This window comes from Roseomonas aerilata DSM 19363 (genome assembly GCF_000711725.1).
Lineage (GTDB): Bacteria > Pseudomonadota > Alphaproteobacteria > Acetobacterales > Acetobacteraceae > Roseomonas > Roseomonas aerilata.
Map to the genome: position 1 here is coordinate 1 of NZ_JONP01000078.1, position 12317 is coordinate 12317.

At 64.7% G+C, this 12317-nt stretch carries 15 protein-coding genes; 6 read left to right on the forward strand and 9 right to left on the reverse strand.

Translation table 11 applies throughout. The features are described from left to right. The 6 genes from BO39_RS32070 to BO39_RS27885 form a co-directional block, all read right to left on the reverse strand. Positions 1-239 (reverse strand): transposase (locus tag BO39_RS32070; protein WP_245615450.1); only part of this gene is annotated, 239 nt, incomplete at its 3' end. A gap of 191 nt (positions 240-430) precedes the next feature. Then, positions 431-1048: a class I SAM-dependent methyltransferase gene (locus BO39_RS27870; protein WP_043839933.1), complete on the reverse strand. Its 618-nt coding sequence runs from the start codon at positions 1046-1048 to the stop codon at positions 431-433. Between the two features lie 113 nt (positions 1049-1161). After that, entirely contained in the window at positions 1162-1353 is a 192-nt protein-coding gene (locus BO39_RS27875; protein WP_043839935.1) for a hypothetical protein, read from the reverse strand. 165 nt (positions 1354-1518) lie between these two features. Further along, positions 1519-1878 carry a hypothetical protein gene (locus tag BO39_RS27880; RefSeq protein ID WP_156964062.1) on the reverse strand — a complete coding sequence of 120 codons (360 nt, stop codon included), beginning with the start codon at positions 1876-1878 and terminating at the stop codon, positions 1519-1521. 105 nt (positions 1879-1983) lie between these two features. Further along, entirely contained in the window at positions 1984-2217 is a 234-nt protein-coding gene (locus BO39_RS33340; protein WP_156964063.1) for a hypothetical protein, read from the reverse strand. Between the two features lie 127 nt (positions 2218-2344). Next, on the reverse strand, positions 2345-3232 hold the full coding sequence (locus tag BO39_RS27885) for a hypothetical protein (protein WP_156964064.1): 888 nt from the start codon (positions 3230-3232) through the stop codon (positions 2345-2347). Here BO39_RS27885 and BO39_RS27890 point away from each other — a divergent pair. The 5 genes from BO39_RS27890 to BO39_RS27905 all read left to right on the forward strand — a co-directional run bounded on the left by BO39_RS27890 (position 3219) and on the right by BO39_RS27905 (position 8507). Further along, positions 3219-3971, forward strand: a complete 753-nt coding sequence (locus BO39_RS27890; RefSeq protein WP_245615448.1) for a recombinase family protein — start codon at positions 3219-3221, stop codon at positions 3969-3971. The two genes, BO39_RS27885 and BO39_RS27890, sit on opposite strands and share 14 nt — an antisense overlap. Positions 3972-4189: 218 nt before the next feature. After that, a complete protein-coding gene (locus BO39_RS27895) occupies positions 4190-4591 on the forward strand; it encodes a hypothetical protein (RefSeq protein WP_043839941.1) in 402 nt (133 codons plus the stop codon). A 440-nt stretch (positions 4592-5031) separates the two neighbouring features. Next, positions 5032-6894 (forward strand): glycoside hydrolase family 2 protein, encoded by a 1863-nt coding sequence (locus BO39_RS27900; protein WP_043839943.1) that lies wholly within the window; start codon positions 5032-5034, stop codon positions 6892-6894. Positions 6895-6980: 86 nt separating this feature from the next. After that, complete coding sequence (locus BO39_RS32075; RefSeq protein ID WP_084698631.1) at positions 6981-7688, forward strand: DNA-3-methyladenine glycosylase; 708 nt, start codon at positions 6981-6983, stop codon at positions 7686-7688. A 225-nt stretch (positions 7689-7913) separates the two neighbouring features. Continuing rightward, positions 7914-8507: a 2-hydroxychromene-2-carboxylate isomerase gene (locus BO39_RS27905; RefSeq protein WP_169742882.1), complete on the forward strand. Its 594-nt coding sequence runs from the start codon at positions 7914-7916 to the stop codon at positions 8505-8507. An 82-nt stretch (positions 8508-8589) separates the two neighbouring features. Here the strand turns inward: BO39_RS27905 and BO39_RS27910 are convergent, their stop codons facing one another. From BO39_RS27910 to hflX, 3 genes are all read right to left on the reverse strand, one after another. Continuing rightward, positions 8590-9201 carry an alpha-ketoglutarate-dependent dioxygenase AlkB gene (locus BO39_RS27910; protein ID WP_211257599.1) on the reverse strand — a complete coding sequence of 204 codons (612 nt, stop codon included), beginning with the start codon at positions 9199-9201 and terminating at the stop codon, positions 8590-8592. Positions 9202-9331: 130 nt separating this feature from the next. Beyond that, positions 9332-10303: a lysophospholipid acyltransferase family protein gene (locus tag BO39_RS35520; RefSeq protein WP_084698632.1), complete on the reverse strand. Its 972-nt coding sequence runs from the start codon at positions 10301-10303 to the stop codon at positions 9332-9334. 3 nt (positions 10304-10306) lie between these two features. After that, positions 10307-11659 (reverse strand): GTPase HflX, encoded by a 1353-nt coding sequence (gene hflX, locus BO39_RS27915; protein WP_043839945.1) that lies wholly within the window; start codon positions 11657-11659, stop codon positions 10307-10309. Between the two features lie 196 nt (positions 11660-11855). On the opposite strand from hflX, the gene BO39_RS27920 reads away from it, so the two are divergent. Then, positions 11856-12110 carry a hypothetical protein gene (locus tag BO39_RS27920; protein WP_245615449.1) on the forward strand — a complete coding sequence of 85 codons (255 nt, stop codon included), beginning with the start codon at positions 11856-11858 and terminating at the stop codon, positions 12108-12110. Positions 12111-12317 lie beyond the last annotated feature (207 nt).

Below are 12317 nucleotides of genomic sequence, written 5' to 3' on the forward strand. Positions count from 1 at the left end.
TTGCGCAGCCGGCGGATCTCAGCCCCCTCCGCCGACATCGTCGCTGCTGTCGAGACGGGGCGCTCCGCAACAGGAGCCCGACCGGCATCAGATCCGAGCCGACCTCGCCAGTTGCGCAGCATCGAGGGCTGGATCCCCAGCTCCCTTGCCACCCGCATCAGCGGGCGGCCGCTGCTCTCCAGCAGCCCTACCGCCTCCCGCTTGAACTCCTCCGTGAACTCACGCCGCGCCGTCATGATCAGGGCACCTCGCTCCCTCAGGAGCTTATCCGAGGTGGCCACCATCACAGGGGAGAGTCAGCTCATGCTGACGCCATACTGCGCACAGATCGCCACCGACAACGGTCGTTGGTTGGTGTTGAACATGGGCGGTGGGCCGGTAGCTGCGGTCGCAAGGCCGTTCCTGCACGATCATGGCTCTTCGGCTGCAGTCAGCGTCGGCCGATCACGGTCCATAATGGGTCGCCAGCCACTGGTTGGTGCGTTCGGTTTTCGATGGTCTGGAAGCCAGCTGCCTTCATGTAAGCGCCGATCAAGCGCTGCTGCTCCGCGCCGTCACCAAGGGCCTGCCAGATGGCAACCGCCTTTGTGGGAAAGCAGCGGTTGCTGAAGGAGGCCACGAAGGGCGCGCCCTGGCGCAGCACTCTAGCCACCTCCTGGAAGACAGTGACTGGCTGCTGCAGATATTGCACCGAGACGCAGAGGCAAACGGCGTCGAACGTTGCATCAGTCAACGGCAGGGTCGGCTCACGATTTAGGTCCTGAACGAACCATCGCGAGAGCCGCTTGTTTGCCGCAAGCTCTGCCTCGTTCATGCCGTGCCCGATCACCTCGCCGTAGTGGATCTCCGGCGGCAAATGACTCACCCAGCTGCTCATCAGGTCGAGCACGGTGCCACCTGGCGGCACAATCTCGCGGTAGGTCGCCGTGACCGCTGCAATGGCAGCGTCGTCAATATGGGTGACGAAACGTGGCTGCCGGTAGAAGAGGTGGTCAGGCGAGGAGTCTGCCTTGCGGAAGGCCTCGGGTGGTAAGTGTGGGAGCTGCATCGCCGGGATATGTGGTGTCGCATGAAATGGGTAAGGACGCGGGCAGAGGGAGCAGGGCCGCGGCATCGACGGGTCGAGATCTCCAATCAGCTGCGGTGACTACTTGCCCCAGCTCAGCGCTGCAGCCCTGGGTGGCTGACGAGGAGTGCAGCGAAAAGGGCGGCCAGAACCCATGCGGAGGTGCCCGTGGTCAGCAGGGGCTGAAGCTCCTCAGCCAAGCTTTCCAGCGCTGACACTGGGGTAGTCCGGACGGCAAAGAGGGCCACGAGGAGGAAGACGCTCCTTCGGAGAAAGGTGATAGGCATGGGGATCCTGAGCCATTCTGGCTCTGCGGGATGGTTCCTGGGAGGGATCGTCAAGCGGCTGACGAAGGACGATCGCGGCCTACAACGCAGGTGCAGCATTTTGGTTTGAGTGGGGAATGAGAACGCCGGGCCAAGTTGCTCAAATCCCGGTGTTCGAAGGCCGTCTCAGACCGTTTTGCAAGACGTCGCGCCCTCGTCATCGTCGTTGGCGAAGAGTCGAGCGTAGCGGTCCTCCTGCTCATCCGGTTTGAGCTTGGGTGCGCTGTCCATCACCATCCTGTCGAGTAGCTGTCCGACCAGCCCGAGCGCGTCCACTTGGTCGTCGTGCCGACCCGTCGGGAAGCTCAGCAGCTCCGCCTCGAAGCTCTGCCGCCGAGGTGCCACCCGTGGCAGGTGCAGCCCGTCCAGCGCCATGCGGCCGCGGATGGGATGCGCCCTGACGGCCTTGTCCCCGCAGGTAGGGGAGGCGGGCCGGGCGACATAGGCCTGCCACTCCCGCATGCGACGCTCCAGGAAGGGATCCACCCCTGCTCCGATCTGCTCTGTCTTCTCCGCTCAACCCATAGGAGCGCCAGCGCAGGACAAGGCTGGAGAGGGCCTCAAGCTGGGCCCCTCGTTGATCACCCAAGCTCAGTGTTGTGGGGAGGATTTTGGCGGGTCGAAAGGTCCGCCTCGCAGATACAGGGCGAGCGATGTGATCGTCTCCTTAACGCGCAGCTTCTCGCTCTCGATCCAACTGACGCGTTCAGGATCCGGCAAGGAGGCGGCAAGTGCGTCGCGTAATCTCTCGTCCAAATGAGCTTGGCGTTCGTCAAGGGCCGCGAGCCAGTCGCAAGCCTTTGCTGGCGTGAGTTGCTGAGCCATGCCTTCTCTCCCGCTGTGGTTGTGTGATCATTTGATAAGTTCGGGAAAGGCGCCAGACCGTCGTTGCGCTACTGGGTACAAGAAGCTGTGATTCCGAGTGTTATCGATCCGCCCAGTCGTACTGAACTCAGACCGTCTTCCAGGACGTGACGCCCTCTTCGTCATCATTGGCAAAGAGCTTGGCGTAGCGGTCCTCCTGCTCATCTGGCTTGGGCTTCAGCGCGCTGTCCTTAACCACTCTGTCTAGCAGCTGCCCGACCAGCCCGAGCGTGTCCACTTGGTCGTCGTGCCGGCCCGCCGGGAAGCTCAGCAGTTCCGCCTCGAAGGCCAGGCGCCAGGGGGCGCTCTTCGGGACGTAGAGCCCGTCCAGCGCCATCCTTCCCCTGATCGACTGCGCCCGCACCGCCTTGTCGCCGCGGCTGGGGAAGGGGTGCCGGGCCACATAGGCCTGCCGTTCCCGCATGCGCCGCTCGAGGAACGGACCAACACCCGCCCTGATCTTCCCGGTCTCCTCGGCCCAGCCGATCGGGTGCCAGCGCCGCACGAGGTCACAGAAGGCCTCGATCCACGCGTCCGCGGCTGCCTGCCCCCGCCAGAGGTCCAGCAGCCAGAGGCGGCTGTTCGGGTCCATGCCGAGGACAACGTGCACGGTCCAGTCACCCCCGCCCGAGGTGACCGCGTCGTCGGATCCATCATAGACCCGCAGCGTCGCCCGCTCCGGCAGACTGTCGGTCGGGTGAAGCCACTCGGCGAGGAAGCGGTCACCCGTGCCCGAGACGGGCCGCTCCTGATAGAGCGCCGACCAGCTGCGGGTACTCGCCTCCACCTTCACCCGGGTGAGGGAGGCGGCGTAGCCGTAGTGGTCATCACCCCACAGCATCTCGCCGGGGGCACGACCGAGCGGGTCGCCTTCCTCGGCCTCGGCGGGGAGCGACACCACGCGCCACTGGCCGGGCTGGGCCTGGAGCAACCGCCCCGAGAGGTCGTCCTCGTGCCAGCGGGTGTCCTTCAACACCACGACCTCCATGGGGCGGCTGACGCTGAACATCCTGCTGAGCTTTGCCCAATTCGAGCGCGAGGCGATCGGGGAGCGCATCCGGGACAAGTCCGCCGCCTCCCGCGCCCGGGGCATGTGGATGGGCGGGCATGTGCCGCTCGGCTACGAGGTCAGGGACAGGAAGCTCCTGGCCAACGAGGCGGAGGCCAGGGTGGTCCGGGAGGTGTTCACCACCTTCCTGGACACCCAATCGGGCACCGAGACGGCACGGGTGCTCCAGGCGGAGGGGCTGACCAGCCGGTCGGGGCGGCTGCTGGACAAGGGCGACGTCTACAAGCCCCTGAACAACCGGACCTACGTTGGCGAGGCGGCACACAAGGGGAAGGTCTATCCAGGGGAGCGCCAGCCTATCATCGAACGGGCGTTGTGGGACAAAGTGCACGCCCTCCTCAGGGAGAGTCCGCACACGAGGGGCGATGGCACGCGGAACCAGACGCCGGCGCTGCTGAAGGGCTTGATCTACGGCACAGATGGTCGGGCGCTCTCGCCGACCCACACGCGGCGGAGGGGGCGGCTGTACCGGTATTACGTCAGCCAAGCCGCGCTGAAGGGCACAGACCAGCCCGATAGCGCCGACCCCGCGCTCGTGCGCCGTATGTCGGCGGCAGCGCTCGAAGCGGTGGTCGGGCAGGTGCGTGCCCTTCTGCGTCAGCCCGAGATCATCCTGGGCGGCCTGGGCTGCGGCGCGGGCCAGTGACCCGGATCTGACTGAGGCCGACACGCGGGATGCGCTGCACCAGCTGGAGCCGCTCTGGGACGAGCTGTTCCCGGCTGAACAGGCGCGGATCGTACGGCTGCTGGTGGAGCGAGTGACCGTGTCCAGCACGGGGCGGACATCCGGCTCCGTCTGGAAGGGCTGACGAGCCTCCTGCGGGACCTGGGCACGAGCCACCCGGCACTGCTGGAGGCTGCCGAATGAGCGTCGTCCACCAGACATGCCTCACGGTCCAGGTGCCCCTGGCCATACGGCGCAAGCCGGGGCGGAAGACGCTGGTGACGCCGGAGGATAAGGCGAGCCCAGCCTCGACTACCCAGACGATTTCCACCCACGCTGATCCTGCTCTGGTGAAGACGCTGGCCCGAGCCTTCCGGTACCAACGCCTGCTGGATGATGGGCAGTACGCCTCCATCACCGAGATGGCCGACGGCGAGAAGCTCGATCGAGGCGACATGGGGCGGCTGGTGCAGCTGACGCTGCTGGCGCCGAACATTATCGAGGCGATGCTGGACGGGCGGCAGGGCAACCAGTTCGATCTGCCGTCATTGCTGAAGCCGCTCCCATTGAGCTGGATGCAGCAGGGCGGCGCACAGACCTGAAATGGGCGTCGCACACCATACGGCTGCTCGATGAGCGCCGCTGGGCGCCCAAATCGGTCAACGCCGCGCGTTGGAAGACGTTCCAGAAGCGGACGTTCAGCGGAATCACGCTGGCCGGCTGTCCCTACTGGCCATCGGCCGGCGCCTTGAGCGCACGGCGTGAAGTGCGACACGTCAGCGCCTGAACACATCGGTTCCGACCATCAACCGGCAGTTGCAGCAGGGCGCCGCGCGTGTTTGGCTGGCTCGGCATCGGGATCCTTGAGGGTCTTCACGTGATTCGCGTAAGCGGGCGTGCATCCCTCAGGACGCTGGTGCATGTGATGCGTCCCCCGCCGGGTTGATCACAGGCGACACTCGCGACCTTCCTTACGGGATGCTTGTAACAATAGCGCCCCACGGTTCATCCATAAGCCTCCTCATTGCTAGGGTTTACAACGTTGGACGCAGCCGTTGATCGGGCACTTGCCGAGCACCCCCAGGCCCAGTTCCGCCGGCCTGAGTGGACCGACCTGCGGGGCTCCTGGGGCTTCGCCTTTGATGACGAGGATCGGGGAATCCAGGAGGGTTGGCCAGGGCGCGCCGAGGTCTTCGACCGGGAGATCCTCGTTCCGTTCCCGCCCGAATCCCAGGCCAGCGGCATCCAGGAGCAAGGCTACCACCCAGTCGTGTGGTACCGCCGCGTGTTTGAGATCCCGCCAGCCGGGCGAGCGCCTCGGCTGCACCTGACGTTCGGCGCGGTGGATTACGAGGCCCAGGTCTGGGTCAATGGCCAGTTCGCCGGACGGCACGAGGGAGGGCACACCCCGTTCACCCTCGACATCACCGCCTGGCTCTCTCCCGGGCCCGAGCAGGTCATCGTCGTGCGCGCCCACGACGACCCGCTGGATCTGACCCAACCGCGCGGGAAGCAGTACTGGGAGCTCGAGCCGGCGGAGATCTGGTACCACCGGACCACGGGCATCTGGCAGCCGGTCTGGCTGGAACCGTTGGGCGAAGCCTTCGTCGAATCCGTGCGATGGACTGCCGACCCGGACCGTTTCGCCGTCGGGATGCGCTTGCGGGTGGGCGGGCGCGCAGCCAAGGCGTCTCACATCCGCCTGCGTCTGTCGCTTCGCGGGCGGCCGCTGGTGGAGGACATCTACGCCTTGGACGGGGCGATGCTGGACCGCGAAATCGTCCTGCCCCGGCGCATGCATCGCGTTTCTGCGGTCTGCTGGGCGCCTCACCATCCCCACCTGATCGACGCCTCGATCGAGCTGCTAGCAGCCGATGGCACTGCGCTCGACCTGGTCGAAAGCTATTTCGGTTTGCGTCGGATCGAAGCCGTGGACGGTCGGCTTCTGCTAAATGGTGTGCCGCTGTTCCTGCGCCTGGTCCTGTCTCAGAACTATTGGCCGCAGTCGCACCTGGCACCACCGAGCGACGAGGCCATCCGGCGGGAGGTGGAGCTCGTCAAGGAACTCGGCTTCAATGGTGTGCGAATTCACCAAAAGGTAGAGGATCCGCGGTTCCTCTACTGGTGTGATCGCCTGGGTGTACTTGTCTGGGGCGAGGCAGCCAATGCCTTCCAGTTCGACGAGCGGGCCGCCGAACGGCTGTGCCGTGAGTGGGCGGAAGCGGTCCGGCGCGACTACAACCACCCTTGCATTATCACCTGGGTACCGTTGAACGAGAGCTGGGGCGTGCCGGACCTGGAGCACGATCCCGCCCAGCGTGCGTACGTGAAGGCGCTTTACCATCTCACGAAGACGCTCGACCCTACACGCCCGGTGATCGGCAACGATGGCTGGCAGAACGCCGTCGGCGACATCTTCGGTGTGCACGACTACGCCATGGATCCCACCAAGCTGGTCGAGCGCTACGGCTCTGCCGAGGCGCTTCGGCGCACCTTCGAGGCGATCCGCCCAGCGCATAACCGCCTGCTGGTGGATGGCCAGACCTTCGAGCAGCAGCCAGTGGTGGTCAGCGAGTTCGGCGGCCTCAGCATCAAGCCTGCCGAGGGGGAGCTCTGGCATGGCTATGCCACAACGAACGATGCGCAGGAGTTGCTGGTGCTCTATGAGGCACTGGTCGGAGCCCTGCTGGACAGCACCGGCATCGCGGGTTTCTGCTACACTCAGCTCACTGACACCGAGCAGGAGACCAACGGCCTGCTGACTGCCGCCCGCAAGCCCAAGCTGGACATCTCCGCCATTCGGGCAATCAACTCCCGCCCAGCTAAGTCCGTGCCCAGCGAAATCCTGGACGCCATCTTCCAGCACGAGGTCGAACGACGGCGTGCGAGCCGGACGAAGGAATAGCTGTCCGGAAAGGGTCACTTGACCAGAAAAGCGCATGGCAGTGCGCGCGTCCAACGGCGGTGTCTCATCAAACCGATGATGGACACATGGTGAAGCAGGGGAGGGCGCCACGGAGCCCTCCGCTTTCCCTAACCTGCCAAGCCTCATGGAACCGCGCCCATCAGCGCGGCTGGAGCAGCGGATGGCGGCCTGCCAGTTGGGCGACGAATGCACAACTAAAACATGGAGGTATCTTGGTATCCCTTCCCCGGGCCTTCTTCGCGCGTCCTCCCGCCGATGTTGCACACGATCTGATCGGCTCCACCCTAGTGGTCGACGGGGCCGGAGGCATGATCGTCGAAACCGAAGCATACGATCACGAGGACCCAGCGTCTCATAGCTACGTTGGGCGGACGGCCCGGAATGCCTCCATGTTTGGTCCGCCTGGCCACGCTTACATCTATCGATCCTACGGGCTTCACTGGTGCCTTAATTTCGTTTGCGGGGCAGAGCCGCTTGGCAGTGCGGTGCTCATCAGGGCGCTGGAACCAGCTGTTGGGGTTGACCTGATGCGGCAGCGGCGGCGGAGTGTTGGGCTACGGCTACTCTGCAGCGGTCCCGGTCGCCTCACCCAGGCTCTGGGTGTGACCGGCACCCTCGATGGTCAGCCCTTGGATCAGCCTCCCTTTTCTGTCCTCCCGGGCGCAGCCGAGGTGCCAGTGGTCAGTGGCCCACGCATTGGGATCACACGCGGGGCGGAGACACCCTGGCGTTTTGGCCTGGCCGGTTCAGTCTTCTTGAGCCGGCGCTTCTAGCGGCGGAGTTTGGCTGCGGCTCCGGCAATGTGGAGGCCGCCTTAGGCCCTTGCGGCCGAAACGCTGGACTGCGGTTGCATGGCGCGGTTGTTGTAGCTGGTACTGCTTCCAGTAAGCTCCGCGAAAACGGCCCTGGGTAGGAGTCGGATGCGGAGCTTGGACCTTTCCGGCCGGGTACTCATAGTGGCGCTTAGGATTGATGGCGGAGAGACGATGAGTTTGCATGTGGACTACTACGCCTCGCTGAACTCGCCTTGGACCCATCTGGGCGCCGCGCGGCTGGAGGCAGTAGTCGCGCGCCATGGGGCGACCCTGCGCATCTACCCCGTCGACTTCGGGACCATCTTCCCGGCATCAGGCGGACTACCGCTGCCCAAGCGGTCCCCGCAGCGCCAAGCGTACCGTCTGCAGGAACTGGAGCGCTGGCGAGCGCACCTGGGCATTCCCATTCACATCCAACCTCGTTTCTTCCCTGCCGCCGAGAGGCTGCCTGCAGGTTGTGTGATCGCCGCGCGCGAAACGCTTGGGGACCAGCCGGCCGTCGCCCTCGCGCATCGTGTGCTGAAGGCACTCTGGGAGGAGGAGCGTAACACGGGGGATCAGGACGTACTCGCAACGCTCATCGAGGAGATCGGACTCGATGCGACGTCCTTGCTGACACTGGGCGCAGAGGAGAGGTGGGCGGAGCGGCGGGCCCTCGACACGCAAACGGCCCTCACCCGAGGGGTGTTCGGCGCGCCAAGCTACGTGGTTGGGAGGGAGATCTACTGGGGGCAGGACCGCTTAGACTTCCTCGATCGTCGGCTGGCACTGGGGTGAGATCGCGATGTGGTTCGCAGGGATGCGGGAGCTGCAGTCTATTGGTAGGGGACGCTGCTTCAGATCAATGCCAGGGCAAGGCTCACCCCCACTCGGGGCGTACAGTCCTGAAGGTCACGGAGTAGCGCAGGCTGCTCACGGCCGGGATGCTGTGCTCCCATTCGGCTCTTGACGGCCCGGCCAGGAGATAAGCCGATCGTGGCTCCAGAGTGAGCGACGCTCGTTCCCATCCTGAGCCCGTGTCGCGCCTCAGGCGGAAGACGCAGGGCGAGAGAAGTGACACGCCGGCCACCTCTTCGAAGACCGACTTATCCCTGTGCCAGCCGATAGCAGCCCCAGCGGCGTACTCAGTCACAAGGACCTGCTGCAAACCGGCAGGATCTAGCTCAGCGAAGGCCGCTACTCGCTCGCGGAGAGGGAGCAGGAAGGACGGGATCGCTTCCGTGCTTAGCAGACGCTCCCGGCTGAAGTCGTACTTTGCGCCATAGGACACGATCCGCCGCTTGCCGACATACTCCCGGAACTCGAATGCGGCGAATGGCAGTTCAGCGAAGCGCTCGACAAGCCCGCGCTCCTGATCGGGCGGGATCAGATCCGGCTGGTACCGGAAGCCCCCGGGCAAGGAAGGATCGGGCTCGAACAGGCTGGACTGGACTGGCTTCATGCTCTTGCGGAAAAGGGAGGTGGCCGGCACGAGTTGCGCCTGAACCGTAGATACATGGGACTGACGCTGCATCTGGCACTCTTGGCCGCGAGCTTCCTGAAGAGCGGCACAGCTCAAGCGTGTCGCAAGGACCTGGGCGGCAAGATTGAGGGGCAGTCCTCTACTGTTTCGCAGCCGGACGCCAAGGTGCTCTTCCTGCGGTGCACCGGGCTATTGCCTCATCCATGGCGGTGTTCAGCGAAGCCGCAAGTTCGTGGGCCAAGATGCTGGGATCCTGACCGTTCGGCGTGATCGGCTTCCCTACGACCGCTGTGCAGCGTGCGATGGGCAAGGGAAAGATCATCCGATCCCAGGAGCCGAGACGGCGGCTCGGCATGGCATAGGCTCCGCACGGCACGATCGGCACGCGGGCCATGGATGCCAGTCGGATCGCTCCTTCAGAGCACACACGCCGCGGCCCACGAGGTCCGTCAGGCACCATCACAGCCACGGAGCCCGCTCGAAGGCCATGCAGCATCTTCCGCGCTGCCTCATGTCCCCCTCGCGACGAGCTACCTGCAACATGCGTGAGGCCGTAGTCCTTCAGAGCCGAAGATATCAGTGCGCCGTCCCGACTGCGAGATACCAGAACAAGCCCTTCCTTACGGTCGATCTCTGGGCCCAACGTCACCCAGAACCGAGTCCAGGCGCTTGGCATCAGGGGGAGGCATTCGTGCCAGAATGCCATGATGAAGCCCTCGGGCTGCGTGGCTAACGCGCGCATCGGTTCCGTGCCGTGCAGATCCCATCGTGTCGTGCGGGCGCATAGGGCGAGGTACCAGCCGACTGCCTGCCAGAGCAGGGGGCTCTTGCCGATTGATTTAAGTGTGCGGGAAAAAAAGCTTTTCCGGCGCTTCGCTTTCAAGTGCGGAGCGGCACGTACGAGGGAATTCGGAGTAGCTTGATCGTCAAAGTAAACAACCTCAAACAGGCTTTCAGAGCCGCCACGCCATGCGACTGACATGCGCACAAGCAACGCAAGTCGTCGACCTGTAAATAGCAGACGATCGAAGATCGACCGCTTCGGCGCTTTGTGATCGTCATCGGGCTCTGCGTGCGAGATCGTCTGTCCACGACCGGAGGCACCTACCATAGCTCAAGTTACAGCAAGGCTTCGTCGTAGGCGCGTGATAGCACCCGGTAGGCCGCGCACCTTCAGCACCCGGCCAGTCTCGTCATACTCCTCGGACAGAACCCGCGCGCTTTCATAGACGTCACCGATCAGTCCTTGCTTCGCGTAGGGCAGCACCAGCACATCCTCCACCATCTCTGCCTCGAAGAAGGCAATAATGCTGTCCCGCAACGCGCTCACATCCTCGGGCGCGTGGGCAGAGAGCGCGATCGCTTGTGGATGCTTCTCCAGCAGCGCGGCGCGCCCGGAGGCGTCCACTCGGTCCATCTTGTTCAGCACCAAACGAGATGGTACCGCGTCCGCACCGATCTCACGCAGTACGCTACGGCTCACCTCCAGCTGCGCCTCATAGGTAGGGTCCGAGGCGTCAACCACGTAGAGCAGCAGCGAGGCTTCAAGCGCCTCCGTCAGAGTGGAGCGGAACGAAGCGACGAGGTCGTGCGGCAGCTGCTTGATGAATCCAACCGTGTCGGAGACCAGCACCCGGGGCCGGGTCTCTGGCTGCAGAATACGGACAGTGGTGTCAAGCGTAGCAAAGAGCTTGTCCTCGACCAGCACCTGGCTGCCGGTCAGCGCCCGCATGAGGGAGGACTTGCCGGCGTTCGTGTAGCCGACCAACGCCACCCGCAGTTGGTCGCGCCGGGCGGACCGGCGCTGGTCGCTATCGCGCTGCACGGCTTCCAACTGGTCCTTCAACTCAGAAATTCGGTCGCGGATCTTGCGGCGATCGAGGTCAAGATTGCTCTCGCCCGCGCCTGGACCCTGCTGCCGCCCGCCACCGCCGGAGGACTCCCGCAGGCGTGGCGCCACGTACTTCAGCCGCGCCATCTCCACCTGGAGCTTCGCCTCGCGGGTGTTGGCATGACGGTGAAAGATCTCAACGATGACGCCAGTGCGATCCAACACCTGGGCACCGGTCGCCCGTTCCAGGTTGCGGATCTGACTGGGTGAGAGCTCGTGGTCGACGATGACGAACTCGGGCTTGCGGGTCGCGTCCTGGTCAAGCTCGGCTGGGTCGGCAGGCGCGGATACGCCTTCGAACCGCTGTCGCGCCTTTGACCTCGGGGGCGGTGCCATCGAGCTGACCACCCCGGTTCCACCTGTGAGCGCCGCCAGTTCCGCCAGCTTGCCGCTGCCCAGCAGCGATCCGGCGCCGGTTCCCTCACGTCGCTGTGACACCGTGCCGATCACCTCGTAGCCAAGCGTCTTGACCAAGCGTCCTAGCTCTTGAAGGCTCGCCTCATGCGCGATGTCATCGACCTCGGGCGTTTGGATGCCAACAAGGACGGCGAACGGAATGGGCGGCTTGGTCTCCATGGCGGTAACGTAACACGGATCAAGTCAAAGCTCGAAATTCTTGCCTTTCCAAGCTGCCTCGGTGGTGCAGCAAGGACGCCTCAACTCCGTCCGGCTCGAGAGTACGGCTCCCACCCTCATCTGGTGCATCCCACTCGCTGAGGTAGAAGAGAGGTGGCCGAACAGGTCTGAGCCCTCCCGCCAACCCGAGATTATCGTGGGCACCTGGGCGGCGGCGAGGGCCAGCGATCCGGACCTGACCGAGGCTGAAACACGGGACGCCCTGCACCAGCTAGAGCCGCTCTGGGACGAGCTGTTCCCGGCGGAGCAGGCCCGCATCGTGCGGCTCCTGGTGGAGCGGGTGACGGTGTCCAGCACCGGAGCTGACATCAAGCTCCGAGTTGAAGGGCTGGCGAGCCTCGTGCAGGATCTGGGGACAGAGCGACCGACGATGCTGGAGGCGGCAGAATGAGCACGTCCGCCAGCCTTACGGTTCAAATGCCGCTCAACATCCGGCGTCCGCCGGGACGGAAAACGGTGGTGTGACCCTCCCCTGTGATGGTGGCCACCTCGGATAAGCTCCTGAGGGAGCGAGGTGCCCTGATCATGACGGCGCGGCGTGAGTTCACGGAGGAGTTCAAGCGGGAGGCGGTAGGGCTGCTGGAGAGCAGCGGCCGCC

Coding starts and splice junctions, on each gene's coding strand:
- BO39_RS27875 (WP_043839935.1), bottom strand. CDS start 1,353: ATGCCTATCACCTTTCTCCGAAGGAGCGTCTTCCTCCTCGTGGCCCTC.
- BO39_RS33340 (WP_156964063.1), bottom strand. CDS start 2,217: ATGGCTCAGCAACTCACGCCAGCAAAGGCTTGCGACTGGCTCGCGGCC.
- BO39_RS35520 (WP_084698632.1), bottom strand. CDS start 10,303: ATGGTAGGTGCCTCCGGTCGTGGACAGACGATCTCGCACGCAGAGCCC.
- BO39_RS32075 (WP_084698631.1), top strand. CDS start 6,981: ATGGTGAAGCAGGGGAGGGCGCCACGGAGCCCTCCGCTTTCCCTAACC.
- BO39_RS27895 (WP_043839941.1), top strand. CDS start 4,190: ATGAGCGTCGTCCACCAGACATGCCTCACGGTCCAGGTGCCCCTGGCC.
- hflX (WP_043839945.1), bottom strand. CDS start 11,659: ATGGAGACCAAGCCGCCCATTCCGTTCGCCGTCCTTGTTGGCATCCAA.
- BO39_RS27870 (WP_043839933.1), bottom strand. CDS start 1,048: ATGCAGCTCCCACACTTACCACCCGAGGCCTTCCGCAAGGCAGACTCC.